At 33.2% G+C, this 25,946-nt stretch carries 23 protein-coding genes; 12 read left to right on the top strand and 11 right to left on the bottom strand.

Annotated elements, in window-relative coordinates; all coding sequences use genetic code 11:
* Nucleotides 1–35: 35 nt before the first annotated feature.
* The 7 genes from PQ462_RS22530 to PQ462_RS22500 form a co-directional block, all read right to left on the bottom strand.
* Nucleotides 36–812 carry a tetratricopeptide repeat protein gene (locus PQ462_RS22530; RefSeq protein ID WP_073410356.1) on the bottom strand — a complete coding sequence of 259 codons (777 nt, stop codon included), beginning with the start codon at nucleotides 810–812 and terminating at the stop codon, nucleotides 36–38.
* 42 nt (nucleotides 813–854) lie between these two features.
* Nucleotides 855–1,889 (bottom strand): VWA domain-containing protein, encoded by a 1,035-nt coding sequence (locus PQ462_RS22525; protein ID WP_012022809.1) that lies wholly within the window; start codon nucleotides 1,887–1,889, stop codon nucleotides 855–857.
* 80 nt (nucleotides 1,890–1,969) lie between these two features.
* Nucleotides 1,970–2,974, bottom strand: a complete 1,005-nt coding sequence (locus PQ462_RS22520; protein WP_012022808.1) for a vWA domain-containing protein — start codon at nucleotides 2,972–2,974, stop codon at nucleotides 1,970–1,972.
* Nucleotides 2,974–4,605, bottom strand: a complete 1,632-nt coding sequence (locus PQ462_RS22515) for a hypothetical protein (RefSeq protein WP_274251666.1) — start codon at nucleotides 4,603–4,605, stop codon at nucleotides 2,974–2,976. Before PQ462_RS22515 ends, PQ462_RS22520 begins: the two co-directional genes overlap by 1 nt.
* Before the next feature lie 74 nt (nucleotides 4,606–4,679).
* Entirely contained in the window at nucleotides 4,680–5,036 is a 357-nt protein-coding gene (locus tag PQ462_RS22510) for a four helix bundle protein (RefSeq protein WP_274251665.1), read from the bottom strand.
* A gap of 73 nt (nucleotides 5,037–5,109) precedes the next feature.
* A complete protein-coding gene (locus PQ462_RS22505) occupies nucleotides 5,110–5,973 on the bottom strand; it encodes a DUF58 domain-containing protein (RefSeq protein ID WP_012022805.1) in 864 nt (287 codons plus the stop codon).
* 80 nt (nucleotides 5,974–6,053) lie between these two features.
* The gene (locus tag PQ462_RS22500) at nucleotides 6,054–7,058 is read right to left on the bottom strand and encodes an AAA family ATPase (RefSeq protein WP_012022804.1); all 1,005 of its coding nucleotides are present in this window, start codon (nucleotides 7,056–7,058) and stop codon (nucleotides 6,054–6,056) included.
* A 213-nt stretch (nucleotides 7,059–7,271) separates the two neighbouring features.
* Here PQ462_RS22500 and PQ462_RS22495 point away from each other — a divergent pair, with 213 nt between their 5' ends.
* The 3 genes from PQ462_RS22495 (at nucleotide 7,272) to PQ462_RS22485 (ending at nucleotide 10,233) form a co-directional block, all read left to right on the top strand.
* Complete coding sequence (locus tag PQ462_RS22495; RefSeq protein WP_274251664.1) at nucleotides 7,272–8,144, top strand: aldo/keto reductase; 873 nt, start codon at nucleotides 7,272–7,274, stop codon at nucleotides 8,142–8,144.
* A 96-nt stretch (nucleotides 8,145–8,240) separates the two neighbouring features.
* Nucleotides 8,241–8,996 carry an SDR family NAD(P)-dependent oxidoreductase gene (locus tag PQ462_RS22490; RefSeq protein WP_274251663.1) on the top strand — a complete coding sequence of 252 codons (756 nt, stop codon included), beginning with the start codon at nucleotides 8,241–8,243 and terminating at the stop codon, nucleotides 8,994–8,996.
* Between the two features lie 91 nt (nucleotides 8,997–9,087).
* On the top strand, nucleotides 9,088–10,233 hold the full coding sequence (locus PQ462_RS22485; protein WP_274251662.1) for an ATP-binding protein: 1,146 nt from the start codon (nucleotides 9,088–9,090) through the stop codon (nucleotides 10,231–10,233).
* A gap of 86 nt (nucleotides 10,234–10,319) precedes the next feature.
* Here PQ462_RS22485 and PQ462_RS22480 read toward each other — a convergent pair whose 3' ends face one another.
* Complete coding sequence (locus PQ462_RS22480) at nucleotides 10,320–11,063, bottom strand: DUF3298 and DUF4163 domain-containing protein (RefSeq protein WP_274251661.1); 744 nt, start codon at nucleotides 11,061–11,063, stop codon at nucleotides 10,320–10,322.
* Between the two features lie 104 nt (nucleotides 11,064–11,167).
* Here PQ462_RS22480 and PQ462_RS22475 point away from each other — a divergent pair, with 104 nt between their 5' ends.
* Nucleotides 11,168–12,310: a cystathionine gamma-synthase gene (locus PQ462_RS22475; protein ID WP_274251660.1), complete on the top strand. Its 1,143-nt coding sequence runs from the start codon at nucleotides 11,168–11,170 to the stop codon at nucleotides 12,308–12,310.
* Between the two features lie 84 nt (nucleotides 12,311–12,394).
* Here PQ462_RS22475 and PQ462_RS22470 read toward each other — a convergent pair whose 3' ends face one another.
* Nucleotides 12,395–13,189 carry a THC0290_0291 family protein gene (locus tag PQ462_RS22470; protein ID WP_121359914.1) on the bottom strand — a complete coding sequence of 265 codons (795 nt, stop codon included), beginning with the start codon at nucleotides 13,187–13,189 and terminating at the stop codon, nucleotides 12,395–12,397.
* Between the two features lie 324 nt (nucleotides 13,190–13,513).
* On the opposite strand from PQ462_RS22470, the gene gdhA reads away from it, so the two are divergent.
* The 6 genes from gdhA (at nucleotide 13,514) to PQ462_RS22440 (ending at nucleotide 23,702) form a co-directional block, all read left to right on the top strand.
* On the top strand, nucleotides 13,514–14,857 hold the full coding sequence (gene gdhA, locus PQ462_RS22465; protein ID WP_012022797.1) for an NADP-specific glutamate dehydrogenase: 1,344 nt from the start codon (nucleotides 13,514–13,516) through the stop codon (nucleotides 14,855–14,857).
* 129 nt (nucleotides 14,858–14,986) lie between these two features.
* Nucleotides 14,987–17,269 (top strand): type IX secretion system anionic LPS delivery protein PorZ, encoded by a 2,283-nt coding sequence (gene porZ, locus PQ462_RS22460; protein ID WP_274251659.1) that lies wholly within the window; start codon nucleotides 14,987–14,989, stop codon nucleotides 17,267–17,269.
* Between the two features lie 65 nt (nucleotides 17,270–17,334).
* Nucleotides 17,335–18,048 carry a DNA repair protein RecO gene (gene recO, locus PQ462_RS22455; RefSeq protein ID WP_274251658.1) on the top strand — a complete coding sequence of 238 codons (714 nt, stop codon included), beginning with the start codon at nucleotides 17,335–17,337 and terminating at the stop codon, nucleotides 18,046–18,048.
* A gap of 47 nt (nucleotides 18,049–18,095) precedes the next feature.
* Complete coding sequence (locus tag PQ462_RS22450) at nucleotides 18,096–19,688, top strand: hypothetical protein (RefSeq protein WP_274251657.1); 1,593 nt, start codon at nucleotides 18,096–18,098, stop codon at nucleotides 19,686–19,688.
* A gap of 224 nt (nucleotides 19,689–19,912) precedes the next feature.
* Nucleotides 19,913–23,314, top strand: a complete 3,402-nt coding sequence (gene ileS / locus PQ462_RS22445; RefSeq protein ID WP_274251656.1) for an isoleucine--tRNA ligase — start codon at nucleotides 19,913–19,915, stop codon at nucleotides 23,312–23,314.
* A 7-nt stretch (nucleotides 23,315–23,321) separates the two neighbouring features.
* A complete protein-coding gene (locus PQ462_RS22440) occupies nucleotides 23,322–23,702 on the top strand; it encodes a TraR/DksA family transcriptional regulator (protein ID WP_012022792.1) in 381 nt (126 codons plus the stop codon).
* A 246-nt stretch (nucleotides 23,703–23,948) separates the two neighbouring features.
* Here PQ462_RS22440 and PQ462_RS22435 read toward each other — a convergent pair whose 3' ends face one another.
* Both PQ462_RS22435 and PQ462_RS22430 read right to left on the bottom strand, forming a co-directional pair.
* Entirely contained in the window at nucleotides 23,949–24,329 is a 381-nt protein-coding gene (locus tag PQ462_RS22435; RefSeq protein ID WP_274251655.1) for a hypothetical protein, read from the bottom strand.
* A gap of 35 nt (nucleotides 24,330–24,364) precedes the next feature.
* Nucleotides 24,365–24,721: a roadblock/LC7 domain-containing protein gene (locus tag PQ462_RS22430; protein ID WP_012022790.1), complete on the bottom strand. Its 357-nt coding sequence runs from the start codon at nucleotides 24,719–24,721 to the stop codon at nucleotides 24,365–24,367.
* A 179-nt stretch (nucleotides 24,722–24,900) separates the two neighbouring features.
* Here PQ462_RS22430 and PQ462_RS22425 point away from each other — a divergent pair, with 179 nt between their 5' ends.
* Together PQ462_RS22425 and PQ462_RS22420 are read left to right on the top strand one after the other, a co-directional pair.
* Entirely contained in the window at nucleotides 24,901–25,107 is a 207-nt protein-coding gene (locus tag PQ462_RS22425) for a hypothetical protein (protein WP_073410368.1), read from the top strand.
* A 121-nt stretch (nucleotides 25,108–25,228) separates the two neighbouring features.
* Complete coding sequence (locus PQ462_RS22420; RefSeq protein ID WP_274251654.1) at nucleotides 25,229–25,828, top strand: lipoprotein signal peptidase; 600 nt, start codon at nucleotides 25,229–25,231, stop codon at nucleotides 25,826–25,828.
* The last annotated feature ends 118 nt before the right edge of the window (nucleotides 25,829–25,946 follow it).

Here is a 25,946-nt window from a genome sequence, read left to right as displayed (position 1 = left end):
AACAAATTAATAACGATTAAACGATTCAACTTATTTTACCAGTCTTTCTCTGGTTTTTTGGTATTAGGTTTTACTTTTTGAGCGTTTACTTTATCTTGAATTTTTTTTTCTTCGTTGTTTACGGCATCTAACAAGTTCTGAACACGTTCTTTTGAAATTCCTCCAGGCATTGGTTTTGGTTCTCCTTTATTATCAGACTTGTCATCTTTTTTAGGATCATTTTTGCCATCTTTTTTGTCCTTGTCTTTGTCGCCTTTATCGTCTTTCTTGTCTTTGTCCTTATCCTTGTCTTTATTTTTGTCCTTGTCTTTGTCTTTATCTTTGTTTTTATCCTTGTCTTTGTCTTTATCCTTATTCTTGTCTTTGTTTTTATCGTTTTTAGGCGGATTTTCTTTTAGCTTTTGTTTTGCATACGCATAGTTGTAACGTGTTTCATCATCAGTTGGATCGTTACGTAAAGCCTCTTTGTATGCTTCAACAGCCTGCGAATAATCTTTCTCCTTCATAAAAACATTTCCAAGATTGTGATAAGCTTTATGCTTTTCTGGTCTTGTTTTAGCTCTTTTTATGGCATTAGCGTAAGCGTATTTTGCTTCAGAAGGCTGGTTTTGTCTGTAAATTGAGTTTCCTAAATTGTAAGACCCGGCAGCGCGTTTTGAAAATTTTGACGCCGAAATTCTATAATTGGCCTCTGCTTCAGTAAATTTATTCTGCTTATATTCTTCATTGGCATCAGGCAATGTCTTGTCTTTTTCCTGAGCAGCAGCTGCAAAAGAAAGCGTTAGTAAAATATAAAGAAGTAAATTTTTCATTCTATTTTTTTTATTTTTTGTTCCGATTTTAAAAAGGAATCTTTATTTCTTTTCGTTGAATAAATTCAACTCTTTAATCCAGTTTGTTTTTCTTTCCAAAAGGAAAATGTCTATAAATAACAACAAGAATCCAAAACCGATGAACCATTGAAACTGCGATTGAAAATCGGCCATTTGTGTCGATTCAAATTCGGTTTTCTGAATATTATTTAAGGCATTTTTAATATACTCCAAAACCTCTTTTGTATTCCCGCCGTAAACATAACCGCCTTTTGTGGCTTTTGCAATAGTTTTTAAACCTTCCTGATTTAGTTTTGTAATTACCGTTTGCCCATCCTGATCTTTCTGGTAATTTTTTACAACTCCATTTTCTTTTAAAGGAATAGTTCCTCCTTTTTCTGTTCCAACACCCACGGTAATGATTTTCATTCCAATTTTGTTAGCTTCTTCGGCCGCAGCAGAAGCGCCTTCAGAATGATCTTCACCATCAGAAATTAAAATTAAAAGTTTACTTGTTTTGCTTTTTTCATCAAAATATGTAGCAGACAATCTAATAGCTTCATCAAGAGAGGTTCCTTGTGATGAAACCATATCAGGACTCATACTCTGCAGAAACATTTTGGCAACGCTGTAATCAGATGTGATTGGTAAAACCGGGAATGCACTTCCTGCATAGGCTACAATTCCAATTCTGTCATTTCCTAATGAATTGATGATCTGAGAAACCAATTGCTTGCTTTTGTCTAAACGACTAGGTGCAACATCTTCTGCCAGCATACTTTTAGAAACATCGACAGCAAAAACGATATCAATACCTTCACGTTTTACCGTTTCCATTTTAGTTCCAATTTTCGGATTTACTAACCCAATAATTAAGCATGCTAAAGCTAAAAGTAATATCGATAATTTTAAAACTGGTTTAAAAACAGATGTTTCGGGACTCAGTTTTTTTACCATTTCGATATCACCAAATTCACGTTGTTTTTTTCTTTTCCAATACAAATTGAAAAAGAAAATACACACCACAATTGGGAGTAATAGTAAGAGATATAAATATTTTTTTTCGTCTAATTCCATTTTTTAATTCTAGTTTTCAGTCTCAGTTTTCAGTCTCAGTTTTCAGTTGTTAACTGTATACCGTGACTGCGACTAAAATATTAAATAAAGCTTCTGTAAACTGTATTTCTTAAACCAACTTCTAACAATAATAAAAATGCTGCGATTAAAACAAAGATTCTGTATTTTTCATCGTAATCGTAGAACTTTAATTCTTGTATTTCTGTTGTTTCTAATTTGTTAATCGAATTGTATATTTCGGCTAATTTATCGTTGCTTGTTGCTCTAAAATACGTTCCATCTGTTTTTTTAGCGATGCTTTTCATTAATCTTTCGTCGATTTCAACTTTCTGCATTTTGAATAAAAAACCTCCGTTTGGTGCGTATGCGTATGGAGATTCTGCCATTCCATTTGTACCAAGACCAATGGTATATACTTTTATTCCGTATTGTTTGGCAATATCTGCTGCAGTTTCAGGTTCAATAAAACCAGCGTTGTTTACACCATCTGTCAATAAAATAATAACGCGGCTTTTTGCTTTACTGTCTTTTAAACGGTTTACCGCAGTTGCTAATCCCATACCAATTCCTGTTCCGTCTTGTAAAACAGTGTCGTATCGAATACCTTTTATGGCTTCCAGAATAATAGGCTTATCACTTGTAACGGGTGTTTTTGTATAGGCCTCTGAAGCATATAAAACTAAACCAATTCTATCATTTGGACGTTCTTCAACAAAATCTGCGGCAACTCTTTTTAAAGCTTCCATACGGTTTGGCTTTAAATCTTTTGCAAGCATACTTCCAGAAACGTCAATTGCCATTACAATGTCAATTCCTTTTGTTGTTTTAGTCTGGTTGCTGATGTCTACCGTTCTTGGTCTCGCTAATGCTATAATTAGTGAACTTAAAGCAATAATTCTAAAAACATATAAGCAGGGTTTTAGCTTTGTTAAAAGCGACTGGCTATTTTTGAAACCTGCTGTTGAACTCATTTTTAATGTAGCCGACTGCTGGTTTCTTTTCCAGAAAAACCATCCAATGACAATTGGAATTAACAGAAACAACCAAAAGAATTCCGGATTTAAAAAAGTGATCTTATTATTCATTAGTTACTTGCTTTTTTAAGTTCAACAGAATTTAAAATTCGGGTTGTAATATCGTTAGCATACGTGTCGCCTTCTTCATGCAAAATGATGATTTGCTGTAATCCCTGATCTTGTTTAAAAAGCAGGATTTCATAATATGCCTTTGTGCTTGTTTTGGTTGCTGGGTTTAAAACGCTCATGGTTCCGTAACCTTTTACTCCCTGAATACCTTGATTTGTCTGGAAATCTTCTTGTTTTACAATTATATTTTGTCCGCCTTGAAGTTCAATTACTTTTAAGCTTCCTTCTAAGGCTTTAGATAAATCAATGTCAGTTGGATTTTTGAATTTAGTAGTCGAAACGGCTACATAAAAATTATCAATCATACTTCCATAAACAAAAAGCTGCATTTCCTTAATTAAAGCCATTGTTTCTTTTGGAAGTGCTTTTAAGGCATCCATACGTTTTAAAACCTTTGGAGTTTCGATAATTACACCAGGATTTCCGTATTCACTTTTTACCCATTCTCCTTCTAATAATTCTTTAGACGGATGACCAATAACATTGTCTTTTACGTATGCAAAACCTTTTGTAGCAACAAAGAAAGTTGTAGTTGCTAATAATAAAAAGACAACTGAACCAACGGCAATTGCAATTCGCTTGTTTCTTTGTTTTTTTAACTGAAGCTGAATTTGCTTTTGTTTTTGTGCTTCGTTTAATAACTGATCTTCTTCTTCAGCCGGAACTTCAGTTGGAATTGCGTTATCAAGCGTTAAAATTACTTTCTGAATTTTATTTCGGTCTTCTGTAATTTCAAAATCAAGCGGTTTCGATTTAGCAAATTTCACTAAATCGGCCTGACGTAAAACACGTTCAAGATTTTCTACCGTTTCCGGTGTTAAAGTCATTTTCTTTTTAGTCGAAGCTGTTCTGATTGCCTGAATCAATTCAGAAGTTGTACTTTCCATTGCCGGAATATGAATTGCTTCTTCAATATAGTTACGGGCAATATCTGTTAATTCGCTGTAGTATTCTTTAATTTCTCCTTTTTGAACCAGTTCTTTTTGCTCCAAATTGTTCAGCAGGCTTGTTGCTTTTTCAATAGGTGTTTTATAAACTTCTTCTTCTATTTTCTTTTTCTGATGTTTTTTAACATACCAATAAATTCCCGCACCAATTGCAAGAATTATAACTAATGCCAAAACATATTTCCACCAGTCGCCAATACCATCTTCTGCAGGGGTAATGTCTTTGATGTCATACATTTTTTGCTGTAAAGTATCGACTTTTACATTAGCAACTTCTACACGAATAGAATCTGAGAAATAAGGTTTTTTATCAATAAGAATCTTTACACTCGGAATTACATATCTTCCTGAATCAAATTGTGTTAATCCATATTTTTTGATTAATTCATAACTGCCGTCTTTTTTAACGGTATCAACCGGATACGACTGAATTACTTCCAGCGCTCCGAATCTTTTGTCTTTTGGGAAAACAACTTTTGAATTAGCATTTACAACCGTTTTAAGAGTCAGCTTAAATTCGGCTCCAATTTTATTTTTTGTTGTATCAATACTAGTTTCAACTTGTTTTTGGCCAAAAACAGCTGAAGAAAGCAAAAATAAAAAGATGTAAAACTTTAATTTCATTATGATTAACGATTGAAGATTAACGATTTTTGATTTCAGATTTATTATGAAACTTAAATCGTAATCTTTGTTTTTTATGGATTATTTTTTGATGTTTTAATACTTGAAACAAAAATTGAGATTAATTGGTTAGCTTCTGTTTTTGCTCTTGTTAAACGTTCACGATCTGTTGAAAGATTTGCTTTTTCTATTATTTTTAAACAAACAAATGTTTCTCTTAATTCTTTCAGACAAATTCCCATTTTATGGATAAAATCTTTTTTACTTTCTGCACTTTGTGCTTCTCCATAATTTAAGGCTGGTGATGTACTAGAACGAGTTATCTGACCTAATAAATGATTTCTAGCGTAATTCTTTTCAAATGTAATGGTTAGTAATATTATGCTCGCAGCAAAATCAATTAATCTATTTTCTAATTCTTGTTTAGTCATTTCTTAATTCTTTCTTTTTGTTATAATCATAATAGATCATAAATCAAAAATCGTTAATCATAAATCAAAAATCTTACCTTGATTTAAAATAACCTAATAATTTAGTTACGTAATTTTCGTCGACTCTTGTGTGAACAATACCTGCGCCAGATTTACGAAATGTATCTTTGAAATAATTTACTCTTTCCTGATAATGTTTTTCGTAATTCATTCGCACGGTTTTTGAACCTGTATCGACTAACTGCGTTTTTCCGGTTTCGGCATCTAACATCGTTACCATTCCTAAATTCGGAATTTTTTCTTCGCGGATATCGTACACACGAACACCTGTAAGGTCATGCTTTTTTGAAGCAATTTTTAAGGTCTGTTCATAATTTTCAGACATAAAATCTGAAATCATAAAAACTATTGCTTTCTTTTTTTGAGTTCCTGATAAGAATTTTAAAGCTTGTGCAACATCTGTTTTCTGACTTTTTGGTTCGAATTCGATTAATTCACGAATAATTCTCAAAACATGCGAACGGCCTTTTTTGGGCGGAATGTATAATTCGACATTGTCAGAAAATAAGATTAATCCAATCTTATCATTATTTTGTGTAGCCGAAAAAGCCATCGTTGCAGCAATCTCTGTTACGATGTCTTTTTTAAACTGACTTTTTGAACCAAAACCTTCAGAACCCGAAATATCAACCATTAAAACCATGGTTAATTCACGTTCTTCTTCAAAAACTTTTACGTGGGCTTCGTTGTAGCGTGCGGTTACATTCCAATCGATGTTACGAATATCATCACCGTATTGGTATTGACGCACCTCGCTAAACGTCATTCCTCGTCCTTTAAATGAAGAGTGGTATTCACCCGAAAAGATATGATTACTCAGTCTTTTGGTCTTGATTTCTATTTTCCGTACTTTTTTTAAAAGCTCTTTTGTATCCATTCTATTTGTTTAAAGTTTAAAGTTTAAAAGTTTCAAGTTTGCTTGAGAACAACTTGAAACTTGAAACCTGAAACAAATTTTTAAGGTACTTCAATCTCGTTTACGATTTTGTTGATAATGTCTACAGAAGTAATATTTTCGGCTTCAGCCTCGTATGTTATCCCAACTCTGTGACGTAATACATCATGCACAACAGCGCGAACATCTTCTGGAATTACATAGCCACGGCGTTTAATGAATGCGTAACATTTAGCAGCATTTGCTAAGTTGATACTTCCACGCGGAGATGCTCCAAAACTGATAAGCGGTTTTAAGTCGGCTAATTTGTATTTTTCTGGATAACGTGTAGCAAAGATGATATCTAAGATATATTTTTCGATTTTTTCATCCATATAAACTTCACGAACCGCTTCCTGCGCACGTAAAATTTGATCTACAGAAACTACAGGATTTACTTTTTCGTAACTTCCTTTTAAGTTCTGGCGGATTACAAAACGTTCTTCGTCAATTTTTGGGTAATCAATTACCGTTTTTAACATAAAACGGTCAACCTGAGCTTCAGGCAGTGCATATGTTCCTTCCTGTTCAACAGGGTTTTGAGTTGCTAAAACTAAAAACGGACGGTCTAATTTGAAAGTTGAGTCACCAATCGTAACTTGTTTTTCCTGCATCGCCTCTAAAAGTGCAGATTGTACTTTTGCAGGCGCACGGTTAATCTCATCGGCAAGGACGAAATTGGCAAAAATTGGTCCTTTTTTAATAGAAAATTCGTTTGCTTTGATGTTGTAAATCATGGTTCCGATAACATCGGCAGGAAGTAAGTCTGGTGTAAACTGGATACGGCTGAAAGAACCCTGAACCGCTTGTGACAAAGTATTAATCGCCAAAGTTTTTGCTAAACCCGGAACACCTTCAAGTAAAATATGCCCCTGACCCAAAAGACCGATTAATAGACGCTCGACCATGTGTTTCTGGCCCACAATAACTTTGTTCATTTCCATTGTAAGAAGGTCTATAAAAGCACTTTCTCTCTCAATTTTTTCATTTATCGCTCTAATGTCTAAAGTCGTTGTATTTTCTTCCATATAAATATTTTTAAAAACCTTGATTTGTACGCCTAATTTTTGAGAGTGCAAATTGAATATTTTTTGAGAAGTAAGATGTTAAAGAATGGTTAAAACTTCGACCAAACACCTAATTTTAAGGACGAATTGTGAATCTATTTTTATATTTTTAAGAACTTTGATGAATATGTTTTTCAAAAGCATATTTATTACCAAAAATAACTCAATATAACCATGAGCAAAACAAGATTATCGCCTATAATTTCGGGCACTATGAATTGGGGTGTTTGGGATAAAAACCTTACATCAAAAGAAATGGAAAACATGATACAAATCTGTATCGAAAACAAAATCACAACTTTTGACCACGCCGATATTTACGGTGATTATACGACCGAAGCCGATTTTGGTAAGGCCTTTAAAGACAGTAAGATCTCGCGTGAAAAATTACAATTAATAACAAAATGCGGTATTCAGCTGGTAACTGAAAGCCGTAAAAACAAAATCAAACATTACGATTATTCAAAAGACTACATCATTTGGTCTGTTGAAGAATCTTTAAAGAAATTGAAAACAGATTATGTTGATTTATTTTTACTGCACAGACCAAGTCCGTTAATGCAGGCAGATGAAATTGCAGAAGCTGTAGAAAAATTAAAATCAGAAGGAAAGATTTTAGATTTCGGACTTTCAAATTTCACAAGTTCTCAAACGGAGTTAATTCGCCAGAAAACAGAAGTGAGTTATAATCAGGTACAATTTTCGGCAACTCATTATGAACCAATGATCGACGGAAGTTTAGATTATATGCAGACAAACGGAATTCGTCCGTTATCATGGAATCCGCTTGGAACTGTTTTTAGAGAAGACACCAAAAAAACGCGTCGTTTGAAAAAACTATTCTCGACTTTGCTTGAAAAATATCATTTAGGTGCAGATACGCTTTTATTGGCCTGGATTTTAAAACATCCTGCTAATGTTATTCCAATTGCAGGAACGGTTAACGTTGCCAGAATTCAATCTTTAGTAAAAGCAGTTGAACTTGATATGGACAAAGAAGACTGGTTTGCTATCTGGACAGAAAGTATGGGCGACGATGTGGCTTAAATAAAAATATTGGCCCACAGATTTTACGGATTTAAAAAATTACAATGTAAATCTGTTTAATCCGTAAAATCAGTGGGCAAAAAACAAATACTCATAATGAAAAAAACAGTTTTAATTACTGGTGCTACAAGCGGAATTGGAAAAGCAACGGCTCAGATTTTAGCAAAAAACAATTTTAAAATTATCCTTTGCGGCAGACGTAAAGAACGTTTGGAAGAATTAGAAAAAGAACTTTCTGCTTTTACAGATGTACATTCGCTTTCTTTTGATGTTCGTGATAAAAATGATGTTCTGGAAAAAATCGAAGCGCTTCCTGCTGAATTTTCAGATATTGATATTTTAATTAATAATGCCGGAAATGCACACGGTTTAGATCCAATTCAAACAGGAGATTTAGGCGATTGGGATGCCATGATTGATATTAATGTAAAAGGACTTTTGTATGTTTCTAAAGCAGTAATCCCGAAAATGACTGCTAAAAAATCCGGACACATTATTAATATTGGTTCAACAGCTGCAAAAGAAGTTTATCCAAACGGAAATGTGTATTGCGGAACCAAACATGCCGTTGATGCGATTACTGCGGGTATGCGAATCGATTTAAATCCATTTGGAATTAGAGTTGGTGCTATTCATCCCGGAATGGTCGTAACAGAATTTAGTGAAGTGCGTTTTAAAGGTGATGTCGAAAGAGCTTCAAATGTTTATAAAGGATTTGATCCGCTTCAGGCAGAAGATATTGCAGATATAATTCATTTTGTGGTTTCAAGACCGTATCATGTAAATATTGCTGATTTAGTTGTAATGAGCACCGCGCAGGCATCTTCGACGATTGTCAAGAAGACATTATAGATCTATAGATTTTAGACTTCTTAGATTTTTTGTTCTAAGAAGTGTAAAGTCTAAGAAAGTCTAAAAATCCAAAATTCTAAGAAGTCTAAAAATGATTAATAAACGCCTTTTAATAAAAAACCTACTGGCTCACAATGACGAGAGCAGTTTTTATGATAAAAAAAGGCAGTTGAATCTTCATTCCAGAGAAGGAAAAGCAAAGTTTTTAAAACATATTTGTGCACTTTCAAACTCTAATCCAGCGAATAATTCTTATATCGTTGTGGGCGTTGAAGATCAGGATAATGAAATTGTAGGTGATGATTTCTTTGATGACAGCCGAATTCAGAATCTTGTCAATGCCTTTCTTGAAAATCCTCCAAGAATTCAATACGAAAATGTTCCGTTTCCGAATCTTCCAAAAGATAAAGTGATTGGTCTGGTAACTATTAAACCCAAAAGTCAGATTTCTTATTTTAAAAAAGGCATTCACACTATACCTGCCAACAGCATATTTGTGCGAAGAGGAAGTAATTCTACTCCGGTAGAAGAGCATGAAGAAATTGAAAAGAATTATCAAAATATCGAAACGGTAATTGGTATTGAGAACAGTTCCCGAAACAGTATTCAATACACCCTTGATGGTGTAATCGATTTTATGAATTTCAGACATAAAGATATGTCGCCAAAATATCGGGTTTTTAAAGAACTGTTTGTAATCTGCTGGGCGGGAGTTCCTAAAAAATCCAGAGAAATCACTTTTTTATCACGAGTAGATATTGAATTAATAAACGAACAGGTTAAACTTTTTTATTCGGCTCAGGATGTGGTTACCATTTTTTATGATGATGATAGTTTTACAATTACCGAATATGTTCCTTTAGGATTGAATGATAAAACAAGTTATTATCCTCTTGAAAAACAAACTATTCACTTTTTTGATAATGGATATTATAAAATTGACAGGGAGATACTTTTTCAGCCTCCGGAATTCAATAGGAAAATGTTGTATCATATTTACAATTCTAACCTGGCATTGCTTCAAAAATTAGAAAAAGGAATCTCATTGTCTGATCGTGAATTAACTGATCTGGAAAATCTGCCTTCCACTTTTATGATTTGTTATTTGAATGGTTTTGATGATGCCAAACAAAAATTAATTGATGCCAAATTGCTTTTAAAACCTTTTAGTCAGACTTATTTATCTTTTAAAGAAGCTTTGAGGGTTTTGAGAAAGATGAAATATGATGTTCAATAAAGGTTCTGAGTTGCTGAGAGGCTAAGGTTCTGAGGTTTTTTCTGTAGAGACGAGACTGCAGTGCGACTAACCCATGCTGGAATTATTTACTGAAATTTCAAATATTTGCTCACTTTATCGTATGGAAATACGATTTCTTTTGGGCCATCTGCATAAGATGCAGCTTCATAAGAGTTGTAATATAAAAGCAAACCTTCAGAAGTGTAAAAAATATTCTGAGATAATTGAAATTTATCATTTTCAAACATCAGTCCGGTTGCATTTATGTTTGCTTTTTCTGGAATGTGATACTTGGCTCTGAATTCTTTTTCGGCGAAAGCCTTAAATTCTTTCTCATTTTTAAAAAGGTCTTTGTTAAAAATGAATTTTCCGGTTTTTCTGTTAAATAATAGAGATCTAAAACCTTGATACCCGTGAGCACCACCGGTAAAAGTGTAATGATTTATTTTGATGTTTACAATCTGCTCTGATTCAAACTCAATATTTCCGGTTATTTTTCCTTCCCATCCAAAAGTATCATTTGGAAATTTCTGGTGCATTTCTTCATAAGAAGCAATAAAAGATTTTGATAATGATTTGTAATCATTAACCTTTGTAGAATCTTCTCCAAAATATATTATTTCTTTTATGACAGCAAATACCTTTTTGTTTATACTGTCAGCAACAACCTTTTTATTTTTAGCAATTGGGACTTCTATTGTGATATCCGGACAGTCATTTTTGCACGGAATAGTAGATTTTTCTTCAAATGTTTCATTCTCAAATGAAAGCTCTTTTTTGCAACTTGTAAAAATCAAACACAATAAGATTGTAAATATGTAATTTTTCATATCAAAAAGTGTTAATTATCTACAAAGGTAAGAAGTTGTGTCCCGATAAAATAAATTAAAAGGTAAATTTGTACAAGAATTAAGGAAATAAAATTTATAACTATATGAAATTCAATACAAAAGTAATACATGGTGGCCAGCATCATGATCCAAGTACCGGTGCTGTTATGCCTCCAGTATATCAAACTTCAACTTTTATTCAGACAAGTCCGGGGAAACCTCTGGGTGATTATGAATACAGCAGGGCTTCAAACCCAACTCGTACAGCTTTAGAAGAAGCTTTGGCAAGTATTGAAAATGGTACACGCGGATTGGCTTTTTCTTCTGGTTTAGCTGCAACAGATTGTATTTTAAGATCGTTTAAAGCAGGTGATGAAGTTATTGCAATGGATGATTTGTACGGAGGAACTTACCGTATGTTTTCTAGAATTTATAAAGATTCAGGAATTAAATTTCATTTTGTTGATATGACAGATTTAGCAAAATTGAAATCACTTATCAATGAAAACACAAAATTAGTTTGGGTTGAAACGCCTACAAACCCGTTAATGAAATTAGCCGATATTGCTGAAGTAGCTAAAATCACTAAAGAACATAAAATTTGGTTTGCGGTTGATAATACTTTTGCAACACCTTATTTGCAAAAACCGCTTGATCTAGGAGCTGATATCGTTATGCATTCTGCAACAAAATATTTAGGAGGACATTCTGATGTAATTGCGGGGGCTTTAATTGTTAAAGATGAAGCTTTAGGAGAACAATTGCACTTTCAGCAGTTTGCTACTGGAGCAACTTTAGGGCCAATGGATAGTTTTTTGGTTTTAAGAGGAATAAAAACTTTAGCTTTAAGAGTACAAAGACATTGTGAAAATGGAGAAAAAGTAGTTGAATATTTAAGTAAACATCCTAAAATTAATAGAGTTTATTATCCGGGATTAGAAAATCATCCGTTTCATGAAATTGCTAAAAAACAAATGAAAGCTTTTGGAGGAATGGTTTCTTTTACTTTTAAATCAGGCAAAAAAGAAGATTCTATTGCGTTTTTAGAGAAGCTTAAGGTATTTACTTTAGCTGAATCTTTAGGCGGGGTAGAGTCATTAGCAAATCACCCGGCTTTAATGACACACGCATCGATTCCTGCAGATAAAAGAGCAGAAGTAGGAATTACTGATGATCTTGTCCGACTAAGTGTTGGTATTGAAGATGCAGAAGACTTAATTGCTGATTTGGAGCAAGCTTTAGCATAAAAAAGTAATTTTATAAAAATAAAAAATCCCAAATTCCAATCTTTATATTATGGAATTTGGGATTTTTTTTATGTTGTAATTTTTTTAGAATTCTAAATAATAAATGTATCCAAAGTTAAACCAAACCTGCCAGTCATTTGATTTGTTTTCTTTGTAAACGTCTTTATTAGGGTTTAAACCGTCAATCCAGTCAGAGTTGTACATCTGAAAACGAGTTTCAAACATTAGGTCACTCATTGTTGTTATTTTGTAATGTACACCAATAGCTGCAGTTGCAGATAATGCTATGCCATTTTCACTGGCAAAACCATGTGCATGACCATCAGAAGGCATTAAGTATTTTCCTGGTGTTACATTAGGAAGAGTCATTTCTCCTAATTTAGAGCTAACATTTGTAGAGTAATAACTTACCATGAAACCTGCACTCATATACGGACTGAAACCTCTAATTGTATTCTCAAAATCATGTATTTTCATAAAAGGAGAAAATTCTAATTGAGATCCTAATCCTACTACGGTAGAAGTTGCATGCATATTTCTTAATTGCTGAGCAAGTAATCCGTTTGGTTTTCTGTCAACCCATTGACCAAAATGTTTAAGATTTGTACGGGCGAAAGATAATTCAGATCTTACTTTAAAATGTTCAGTAAAAAAGCTTTCACGATTATTAGCAGCAGAAAAGTTTAACCAGTGAGCTAAACCAATACCGAAACCGGTATTTCCAATGTTGGTGTCAACATTATGTCTTTCACCAAAATCAGACTGTAAAGTTACAGGACCTGCAAAAATTCCAATCTCATGTGCGAGACTTGATTGCGCTGTGGCAATTGTTGAAAAACTAAATAAGGCGAAAATTGTGGTATATAGGTATTTAGGCATTGTTCGGGGCTTTCAAAATATTGGCAAATATATAAAAAAGGAATTCCAAACAAAATATAAAATTCGTCTATTAAACAATTAGTAACAAAACACTTAATTTTCTGACTTTAACTGAAGTGAATTGATGTAAATTCGGAAGGGAAAAATTGTATTTTCGGCATTGTTTAGAAATAACACAATTCTATCTCAAAAACGAAAAAAAATAACAAATCATATTCATTTTGATGTATCTTTGTCTGTTGTAACGAAAACGTTTTCTTAAAACGTATTTTCTTATTTAAACGATTAAGTATAAAACTATTATTTGAATAATTTATTTTAAAAATGGAACAAAAAATAAATGAATTTATGGCTCTGGTTGAGTCAAAAAATCCAAATGAGCCAGAATTCCTTCAAGCCGTTAGAGAATTTGCTGAAACAGTAATTCCATTTATTGCAGAAAGAAAAAAATACGATGGGAAAAATTTACTTTTAAGAATAGCTGAGCCTGAAAGATCTATAATTTTTAGAGTTCCGTGGGTTGACGATAAAGGAGAAATAATTGTAAATAGAGGATTTAGAATCCAGATGAATTCTGCAATTGGTCCATATAAAGGAGGAATCAGATTTCATCATACAGTAAATTTATCTGTTTTGAAATTTTTGGCATTCGAACAAGTTTTCAAAAATAGTTTGACAACTCTTCCAATGGGTGGAGGAAAAGGAGGTTCTGATTTTGATCCTGAAGGAAAATCTGATGGTGAAATTATGCGTTTCTGCCAATCATTCATGACTGAGTTATGCCGTCATATTGGTCCAGATCTTGATGTTCCTGCCGGAGATATTGGTGTAGGTGCCAGAGAAATTGGTTATTTATTTGGTCAGTATAAAAGAATTAGAAATGAATTTACCGGAGTGTTAACCGGAAAAGGTCTTGCTTATGGTGGTTCATTAATTAGACCAGAAGCTACAGGTTATGGAGTTGTTTATTTTACAGACCAAATGCTTCGTACTATCGGTCACGAAATTAAAGGTAAAAGAGTTGCGATTTCAGGATTTGGAAACGTAGCTTGGGGAGTTGCTTTAAAAGTAAATGAATTAGGAGGAAAAGTAGTTACTCTTTCTGGTCCTGATGGTTATATTTACGATGAAGAAGGTATTTCTGGAGAAAAAATTGATCATATGCTTGAAATGAGAGCAACTGGTGATAACAGAGCTGAGAGATATTTAGAAAAATATCCAAAAGCTGTATTCCATAAAGGAAAAAGCCCTTGGGAAGTAAAAGTTGATATTGCTATTCCATGTGCAACTCAAAATGAATTGACAGGAGAAGACGCAAAAAAACTAATCGATAATGGTGTTTTATGTGTAACAGAAGCTGCTAATATGCCTTCTACATTAGATGCAATTAAACTTTTCTTAGATAATAAAGTTCTTTTTGCTCCAGGAAAAGCTGCAAATGCAGGTGGTGTTGCTGCCTCTGGATTAGAAATGACACAAAACTCTATTCGTTTAAACTGGACTAGCGAAGAGGTAGATTTAAGATTGAAAGAAATCATGGTTGGAATTCACAACCAATGTAAAAAATATGGTGCAGAAGAAGATGGTTATGTTAACTATGTAAAAGGAGCTAATATTGCCGGATTTGTTAAAGTTGCCGATGCTATGCTTGCACAAGGTGTAGTCTAAGATTAATTACAATTGAAAAATGCTCTCATTTGTCTCTAAAGATAAATCGAGAGCATTTTTTTATTTATAAAGAACAAAAAACAAATACTGTCGTTTGTAGTATATTTGTCTATCTGAAAATATCAAATAATGGTAAAAAGATTTCTGTGTTTTTTGTTTTTCCTTTTATTTCAATTTGGCTTTGCTCAAGGCCAGCTGTCGTGGCAGGGTTATTTTTCGTTTAATGAAATAAAAGATATTTCAGAATCTTCAACAACGATTTATGCAGCTTCAGAAAATGCATTGTTTTCTAAAAACTCGGCTTCAAATGCTTTAAAAACAATCACAACTGTTGACGGGCTTTCCGGACAGACTATATCTGCGGTTTATTATAGTCAGGCTTTTAAAAAAACAATTACAGGTTACGAAAACGGACTCTTGACTGTAATTAATGAGGCTGATGGCAGTGTAATAAAAAAAGTAGACATCATTAATAAACAATTACCTGCAAGTATTAAAAAGATAAATCATTTCTTAGAGCATGATGGTTTACTATATGTTTCCTGCGATTTTGGAATTGTGCAGTTCAACTTGACTACTTTACAATTCGGAGATACTTATTTTATAGGTGATAATGGAGCTGAGATAAGTGTAAAACAAACAGCAATTTTCAACGGATTTATTTTTGCTGCAACTTCCAGCGGTATTAGAAGAGCAAGTATTACAAACCCCAATTTAATTGATTTTAGTCAATGGACAGTTGTAAACTCCGGAGATTGGTCAGGTATAAGCGCATTAGATACTGAATTGATTGCCATAAATTCAGCAGGAAATATACATAGATTCAATTCAAGTACCTTTGTTGGATTTTTACAATTACCACAGCCTTCTGTTGATATGCGTGTAGTAAATCATAATTTATTTATTACAACTGCCAATACTGCTTATGTTTATAATAACCAGATGGTTTTGAACCGTCAAATTGTAAACTCACAGCTTCCAGAGCTTAATTTAACTTTTTCCTGTTCATCGGCTGTAGGAGATGTAATTTATATCGGAACAAAAGAAAAAGGTTTGTTTTCTTCTGCACTTTCAGGAATTGGAACTTTTGAAAATAATACGCCCGATGGTCCAATACGCAATAATATTTTTTCAATTGATGCTTCGCCAAATTCACTTTGGGCTGTCTATGGAGATTATGATATTTATTATAATCCTTATCCTTTAGATAGTTATGGTATAAGTAAACTTAGTAACTCAAAGTGGTTAAATATTCCATATTCAGAAGTTTATGATGCTAAGTCTATTACACGTGTAATTGTAAATCCAAATAATGAAAAGCAGGTTTATGCGAGTTCCTTTTTCTCTGGATTGCTGCGAATAGAAAGTGATATTCCGAATCATTTGTTTAACGAAAAAAACAGCGGTCTAGAGTCCATTACTTTTGAAGGTCCGACTTATATCGATGTTCGTATAAATGGAACTGCTTTTGACAAATCAGGAAATCTTTGGGTGACCAACAGCCGTATCAAAAACGGATTGAAAGTTTTAAAAACAAACGGAGATTGGGTAAGTTATGCCACAAGTACAATTTTAAATAATGCCGAAAGTAATAATTACGCCAATATTGTTATCGACAAAAATAATACAAAATGGATCTCAACTTATAATGATGGCGTAATTGCATTTAATGAAAATGGTAATGTTTTTAAAAAGATAACTACTGGAGCTGATACCGGAAATCTGCCGTCAGCTGATGTTAGATCGGTAGCAGTTGATACAAAAAACCAGCTTTGGATTGGAACAACAAAAGGATTAAGAGTATTGTCTAATGTTGGAAATTTTCAAACAGACAGTCAGCTAAAAGCAAATCCAATAATTATTATTGATGATAATCTGGCTCAGGAATTAATGTACGAACAGTTTATTACTTCTATTGTAGTCGACGGTGCCAATAATAAATGGATTGGTACAGTAGATTCAGGAATTTTTATGGTTTCTCCAAATGGTCAGGAAACAAAATATCATTTTACAATTAACAATTCTCCTCTGCCAAGTAATACTATAAATGATATTAAAATTAACAGTTCTACCGGCGAAGTTTTTATTGCAACAAATAAAGGAATGATTTCTTTTAAAGGAATTGCAACTGGTGCTAATGAAGATTTAAATAATGTATATGTATATCCAAATCCGGTTAGGCCAACTTATTCCGGAACTGTAAAAGTTGCCGGCTTAATTGACAAGGCTAATATCAAAATTACAGATATCGAAGGAAATTTGGTTTACGAAACAACTTCAGAAGGAGGAACTATAGAGTGGGATACAACTGCTTTTGGAAGGTATAAAGTGTCGTCAGGCGTTTACATGATTTTCATTTCAGCACAAGACGGCGGCGAAACAAAGGTTAAGAAGGTTATGATAATTCGATAGTTTTAAGTCTCAGTCTCAGTTTTTACAATCCACAATCTAAAGTCTGCAATCTACAATATAAAATAGTGCAAATCAAAACCAAAGCAATAGTAATCTCATCATTAAAATTTCAGGAAAAAAGCCTGATTGTAAAATGTTTTACGCTTTCAAACGGATTGAAATCTTATTTTGTACGAGATGCGTTTTCAAGTCGGAAAGCAAGTCAGAAAATTGCGTATTTTCAGCCGTTATCTATTTTAGAGATCGAAGCTGTGCATAAGAACAAAGGAACTCTTGAGAACTTCAAAGAAATAAAAACGGCAGTTCCTTTTCAAACCATTCATACAGATATTTTTAAAAGCACAATAGTGATGTTTTTGTCTGAAATGCTTCATTATTCCATTCAGGAAGAAGAAAAAAACGAACCGCTTTTTGTATTTTTAGAAACTGCTTTAACCTGGCTGGATCATCATGAAGATATTTCTAATTTTCATTTGATTTTACTTCTGGAAATCACAAAATATCTTGGTTTTTATCCAGATGTTTCTGAAATAGATTTGCCTTATTTTGAGATGAAAGAAGGAATTTTTACGCTCTTTCATACTTCAACAGCACTTTCTGAACATGAAACAAATTTACTTAAAAAACTTCTTGATCTAAAATTTGACAATAGTCAGAAAATCTTTCATGTTGTTGAAAGGCAGATACTTCTTCGGGTTTTGATTGATTTTTACAGCGCTCATTTAGATGGGTTTAAAAAACCTAAGTCACTGGATATTTTGAAAGAAATCTTTTCTTAATAACTGTATCCGATTTTCATATATTTGGCACACCAAAACAAATTTATATGAAAAGAATAATTACTTTTTTACTTCTTATTTTAATAAACCCCGTTTTTTCGCAATCTGTCGATTTAGATCCGCATAGTTTTAATGTATCTTATGTAAACCTTCCTCCAAAACCGGTTGTAGATAGAAAAAACAGAACCTATCATTTAGCCCTTAATCCTACTAGTATTGCCTGGTTTAAAGATGCCAAGGATAATTTGGAATATAATTTTTCTATAGATGGATTTAAAAATGTGCCTTCAGGCGGTTACTTCGAAATTGCGGTTGATTTATGGGATCCTGTCACTTTGCCGCTGGGAGTAAGAAAAGTTGAGAATAAAGTAAAAGATTCAAATGGAAAAGAAAGAATTGAAATTTCTTTTGTGTCTGGAGTTAAAGTGCGAGAATTAGGAAGTTTCTCTGTTAAATGTGCATCTGACGCATCTTTTAATAGAAAGTATAGTTTAGAAAATTCATTTACAATAGAAAATTCATTTTCAAATCCTGATGATGCCCGAAAATTTATTGATGTTGAAATGTATGCGGTAAGAAGTAACTATTTATCACGCGTTGCTTCAAGTATGGATGTAAGATTGAATCGTGACTATGGTTATAGTGTGGAGCAAACATCAGATTATGTCTGGATTTTAGATTCTAAAAAGCATCCTGAATATGACAGCAGTGTTAAAGCGCTTTCAAGTATAAAGGCAATTTTTAATAAAATGGAGTATAATGAAGATGTAGCTCCTTTAAAAAAAGAATTAGAGCCCGTAATTGAGTACTTTAAAGGAATCGATAAAACTTATGCTGAAGATGAAAGAAAACATAGAAAACTGCGATATGAAGCCTATTTTAATCTGGCTGTTATCTATCATTATTTAGACATGCCGGATGAATCAGATATTTGGTGCGATAAGTTAATCGAGAATAAATACGATGCTTCTGACGGAAAAAGCATAAAGCTTAAAAATGAAAGTTTAAGAGAAATTTTTGCTGTAAATCAGGTTACAAGCAGACATATGGATGTCGAAGCCCGAACAAATGGTGTTAAAGAAGAAGAAGTAGATGTTGCTAATTTTGATCCTAATTATTTCCTGAAAAATGATCCAAAATACCAATTGGTTTCTCTTATTCTGGCTGCAAATGATACTGTTTCCGGATATGCAAAAATAAGAGCGTTAGAAAATCTAGACCGAAAAATTTCAGTAAGTATTCCGGATGAAAACGGAAATCATAACCATATTTTCAAAACTTATTTTGCAGATCAGGTTACTAGATTAATTATCCGTGAAAATGATTTTTATTCAACCGTATCTTTCAAAGAAGCTTTAAGGGCGGGTTCAAAACCGGTCTTTAGATTTGTTCGTGAGATTTTAAATGGTAAAACAATTTCGTTATATGGATATCAAAATAGTGAGATAATTATAAAAAAACAAAATGAAGCTTTTGGTGCATCTACAAGTTCTGTCGGCTGGCAGATGAATACCAAATCTAAATTTGCAGAACTTGCCAGACCTTGTCCAAAATTAGCAGCAAGGGCAAATGGAACAGAATTTCAAAACGATCTTAATTCGTTGATGAAATTTGTAGAAGCATTAGATGCATGTAAATAAGACTTAATTTAAATGAAATAAAAAAGGACTACAGTTTTCAGCTGTAGTTTTTTTGTTTCAAATCTTAACCATTTTTATTCAGTTTTATTTTAAAACCATTTAAAACGTTAGCATTTGTTAAAAAATATGTTATAAATTGGTTCAAAATGGTCTTTTTTCCTTCATCTTTTATCTATTTTCCTCAAAATTCCTTACTTTCGCACCTCGTTTAAGAAAAGGATAAAATGAGTACAAAATTTACTGAATACAAAGGACTTGACTTACCAGCGGTAGCGTCTGAAGTTCTTGATTTTTGGAAGAAAGAAAATATATTTGAAAAGAGTGTAACAACTCGCGAAGGTGCTGAGCCTTTCGTATTTTTTGAAGGTCCGCCTTCAGCAAACGGATTACCGGGAATTCACCACGTGATGGCGCGTGCGATTAAAGATATTTTTTGCAGATATAAAACTCAAAAAGGTTTTCAGGTTAAAAGAAAAGCCGGATGGGATACTCACGGTTTGCCTGTAGAATTGGGTACCGAAAAAGAATTAGGAATTACAAAAGAAGATATTGGTAAAACAATTTCTATTGAAGAATATAACGAAGCGTGTAAAAAAACCGTTATGCGTTATACTGACGTGTGGAATGATTTGACCGAAAAAATGGGGTATTGGGTAGATATGGAAGATCCATATGTGACTTATAAACCAAAATATATGGAATCGGTTTGGTGGCTTTTGAAACAAATCTATGATAAAGGTTTGTTGTACAAAGGATACACAATTCAGCCTTATTCTCCAAAAGCAGGAACAGGATTATCTTCTCACGAAGTAAATCAGCCTGGAGCTTATCGTGATGTTACCGATACTACGATTGTAGCACAATTCAAAACTTTGCCAGAAACGCTCCCAAGCTTTTTACAAGGTTTTGGAGATATTCACATTTTGGCTTGGACAACAACTCCTTGGACATTGCCGTCGAATACAGCTTTAACAGTTGGGCCAAAAATCGATTATGTTTTAGTAAAAACATTTAATCAATATACTTTTGAGCCAATAAATGTTATTTTGGCTAAAAACTTAGTTGGAAAACAATTTGGGAAAGGATATTTCGTAAGTGAAGACGACACTGATTTTGACAATGTGAAAAACGGCGACAAAAAATTGCCTTATAAAATCTTAACAGAAGCAAAAGGAGCAGATTTAGTAGAAATTCGTTATGAGCAATTATTGCCTTACGTGTTGCCATATCAAAATGCTGAAAATGCATTTAGAGTAATTTCAGGAGATTTCGTTACAACAGAAGATGGAACAGGAATCGTGCATACAGCTCCAACTTTTGGTGCAGATGATGCTAAAGTGGCAAAAGAAGCAAAACCAGAAGTGCCGCCAATGTTGGTTCTTGATGAAAACGGAACAGCAGTTCCTTTAGTTGATTTACAAGGAAAATTCACTTCTCATTTAGGTGATTTAGCGGGTAAATATGTTAAAAACGAATATTACGATGCAGGACAAGCTCCAGAGAAATCTGTAGATGTTGAAATCGCTATTCGTCTTAAAGAAGAAAACAAAGCTTTTAAAGTTGAAAAATACGTGCACAGTTATCCACACAGTTGGAGAACAGATGAGCCGTTATTATATTATCCACTAGATTCATGGTTCATAAAAGTAACCGATGTAAAAGATAGAATGTTCGACCTGAACGAAACTATCAATTGGAAACCTAAATCTACTGGTGAAGGACGTTTTGGGAACTGGCTTAAAAATGCCAACGACTGGAACTTATCTCGTTCTAGATATTGGGGTATTCCTTTGCCAATCTGGAGAACAGAAGATAAAACAGAAGAAGTTATTATCGGTTCTGTTGAAGAATTGTACAATGCAATCGAAAAATCAATCGAAGCAGGTTTTCAAAAAGAAAATCCGTTTAAAGATTTTGAAATCGGAAACATGTCTGAATCAAATTATGATTTAATTGACTTGCACAAAAATGTCGTGGATGCTATTACTTTAGTTTCAGCTTCTGGGAAACCAATGAAGCGCGAAAGTGATCTAATCGACGTTTGGTTCGATTCTGGAGCAATGCCGTATGCACAATGGCATTATCCTTTTGAGAACAAAGATAAAATTGATGGAAACAAAGATTTTCCAGCGAATTTCATTGCTGAAGGAGTAGATCAAACTCGTGGATGGTTTTATACCTTACATGCTATAGGGACTTTAGTTTTTGATAAAGTAGCCTATAAAAACGTTGTTTCAAACGGTTTGGTTTTGGATAAAAATGGAATCAAAATGTCTAAGAGTAAAGGAAATACTATAGACCCATTTAAAACCATTGCAGAAAACGGTCCTGATGCTACACGCTGGTATATGATTATGAATGCAAATCCGTGGGATAACTTGAAGTTTGATCTTGAAGGAATTGCTGAGGTTAAACGTAAATTCTTTGGAACTTTATACAACACCTATTCATTCTTTTCGTTATATGCAAACATCGACGGATTTAAATATGAAGAAGCTGAAATTCCGTTAAACGAAAGACCAGAAATCGACCAATGGATTATTTCTGAATTACATTCGTTAATCAAATTTGTTGACGAATGCTACGAAGATTACGAGCCAACAAAAGCTACAAGAGCCATTTCTGACTTCGTTCAGGAAAACTTAAGTAACTGGTATGTTCGTTTATGCCGTCGTCGTTTCTGGAAAGGCGAATATGCAAAAGATAAAATTGCAGCTTACCAAACGCTTTATACTTGTTTGCTTACGATCAGTAAATTAAGCGCTCCGATAGCTCCTTTTTTCATGGATAAATTGTACAGAGATTTGACAGTTTCTACAGGAACCGAGGATTTTGCTAGTGTTCACTTGGCTGAATTTCCAAAATTTGTCGAAAACTTTGTTAATAAAACGTTGGAAAGCAAAATGCAGAAGGCGCAGACGATCTCATCTTTGGTTTTATCACTGCGTAAAAAAGAGATGATTAAAGTTCGCCAGCCTCTGCAAAAGGTAATGATTCCGGTACTTGACGACAATCAGCGTGCTGAAATTGAAGCAATTTCTGACCTTGTAAAAGCCGAAGTGAACGTGAAAGAAATCGAACTTTTAGACGATGCTTCAGGTATTTTAGTGAAACAGATTAAGCCTAATTTTAAAGCTCTTGGGCCACGTTTTGGAAAAGACATGGGCTTGATTTCTAAGGAGATACAAGGTTTTTCTGCAGATCAGATTAATCAATTAGACAAGCAGGGAACGTTAGATATTGTTATTTCTGGAAATAATGTAACTTTATCATTAGAAGACGTCGAAATAACATCACAGGATATCGAAGGATGGCTGGTTGCAAATTCAAACGGAATTACAGTTGCGCTTGACATCACAATATCTGAGGAATTGAAAAATGAAGGTATCGCGAGAGAATTAGTAAACAGAATTCAGAATATCCGTAAAGATTCAGGATTTGAAGTTACTGATAAGATTAAAGTTAAAATAAAAAGAGACGGTAATTTAGAAGAGGCCGTTCTAAAAAATGAAGACTATATTAAGTCTGAAACATTAACAGATGATTTGGTTTTTGCAGACGCTTTAGAAAACGGCACAGAAATTGAGTTTGATGATATTAAAACAATGATATTAATTTCAAAATAGTTATAAAATGATAGATGAAATTACAAGATACTCTGACGCAGATTTAGCAGAGTTCAAAGAAATAATCCAGGCAAAAATTAAAAAAGCGCAAGAAGATCTTGATTTAATCAAGAGTGCTTATATGAATGATTTAAATAACGGAACAGACGATACATCTCCAACTTTTAAAGCTTTTGAAGAAGGAAGTGAAACAATGTCTAAAGAAGCAAACTCTCAGTTAGCTATTAGACAAGAGAAGTTTATCCGTGATTTAAAAAACGCGCTTTTCCGTGTAGAAAATAAAACTTACGGTATCTGCAAAGTAACAGGTAAATTAATCAGCAAAGAAAGGCTTAAAATCGTTCCTCATGCAACAATGAGTATCGAAGCTAAAAATTTGCAGAGATAATAAAAATTCAGTTAAAATAAACGCTCCTTTTTGGGGCGTTTTTTTTTGTTTAATGTTTGTTGAGTTTAAGAGTGATCAGTGTTCTTGCTCTTTTGAAAGAAATTAATTGCAAACAATAAAAAGGATATACAATAAGCAAGGGTGCTTTTTGTAAGAAAGTAAAAGTCGTCGAAATAAATATGAAAAAATATTTTAATTAGAACTGCCTCTTTTCAAAACAGTTCTAATTAAAACTGAAAATCAGGTTTAGGCAAGATTTTTTTCTAAATCAGATTTGTGTTTTCTTAGAACAGCTCTAGTCATTCCAAGATTTGCCTTAGTTGCATCTGCGGCAAGGTAAATCATGAATTTTTTGTTCGGAGAAATGTCAATAATGTGAATTTGGTTTGAAAGTGTAATCAAGATATCCTCAATATCCTGATTTAGACCTAATGCTTTTACAGCGTTCAGTTTTGCTTTTACTACTTCCAGGTTGTAAGCGGCTGCTAATTCAGGATCAAAAGATGGATCGATTGTTATGTTGCCAAAGCTTAATCCTGACTCAATTTCTGTTACAGCTACAGCTATAAAGCCGTTTACGTTAGTTTTCATTTCATTTAAAAACACGTTTAAAAAGTCGTTACTCATAGTTTTTGGGGTTTAGGTGTGGTTAATAGATTATGTTATTTTAATAGAGAATTTTTGCTTAACTCTGCAGATAATTCGTCTGTAGAATGCATTAATAAGCCAAGATTGCTTCCTTCTTTTGAAAAAACAATTACGAAGTTTGAACCGCTTATTTTATTTCCGACGACAACCCCATCGGAACTTTTTAAGTAAAGTTGTTTTAAAGCGCCTTTTTCTAGGTCAATTAAAAATTTTTCGCTCATAGATAAAATTGCCGCGCTCATTGCTGCAATGCTGTCGCTGTAGTCGAGATTTAGAGAAGTGATTAGTTTTCCTTTTCCGTTTAAAATTAAAGCTGCGCTTGCTTTAGTGTCGACCAAAAAATTGTTTAGAATAGTAGTTATTTCATTCATACTTTTGTAAGGTTTGGGGAAATGTTAAATTAGTTCGTTTTTGGTAAATAATTATAGGTTGTAGTTGTGATTTGTCCTAAACAAGTGTTAATTTTTATTAACAAATATAAATTAAATTATGTATTATTGTAAAACCAAATCGTTAAATATTTTATTTTTTTACTTAAAAAACTTACACTATGGCTAAAGTATTGAAATTCAAAGATGTGAATTCTGACGTCGAGCACAGATTGAAGGAGTTCGAAAAGTTACGAGTTAAATTTAAAACAGAGGTAAAAAAGGCAGAAGCGAAGAGGGCTGCAGCCGGAAAACCAAGTAAAGGCATTTTTAAATCTATATCGGATTTCTTTACAGACAGTCCGGCAAATACAGCGGCTAAAAAATAGATTTTAAAGTTAAATGCAAAATGAAATGTTTGTATTTAGTTTTATTAGAAAACAATTAACGTTCCTAATGGAACGTTTTTTTTGATTTAATTGTTACTTTTGCGCATCAAAAATTCATAAAATGTCATTACGAAAAGCGTATTTCCTTATATTTTTAGTTTTAATTGTTGATCAGCTTTCTAAAATCTATGTAAAAACAAACTTTGTTTTAGGTGATGAAGTGGTGATTTTTGATTGGTTCAGAATTCATTTTATCGAAAATGAAGGAATGGCCTGGGGAACAAAAATACCAGGAGAATACGGTAAACTAATTTTGACTGTTTTTAGAATCTTTGCCGTATTTGGAATTGGTTATTGGTTAGCCGATTCTGTTAAGAAACGTCATTCAACTTATTTAATAGTTTCTATTGCTTTAATTTTTGCCGGTGCAGCAGGTAATATCATTGATTCTGTTTTTTACGGAGTAATCTTTGATGACAGCACGCATAATTTAGCTACAATATTTTCGCCGCAGCCATACGGAACATGGTTTCATGGTTTGGTCGTAGATATGTTCTATTTTCCTATCTGGGAAGGTGATCTTCCAGCGTGGCTTCCAATTTTTGGAGGTAAGCATTTTATGTTCTTTAATGCTATTTTTAATGTGGCCGATATGGCGATTTCAACAGGAGTTGGAATATTGCTGGTTTTTAATAAAAGAGCATTTCCAAAACACGCATAAATTATTTTAAAATTCAAAAAATAAATTCCAAATTCCAATATTTGAAAGTGTTCATTGCACACAGATATTGGAATTTGGAATTTTTCATTATTGGGATTTAAATATTTATTGTGCTATT

The organism is Flavobacterium sp. KACC 22758 (assembly GCF_028736135.1).
GTDB classification, from domain to species: Bacteria; Bacteroidota; Bacteroidia; order Flavobacteriales; family Flavobacteriaceae; genus Flavobacterium; species Flavobacterium johnsoniae.
The sequence above is the reverse complement of the archived record's forward strand: the minus strand, read 5'-3'. Positions and strand labels throughout refer to the sequence as shown.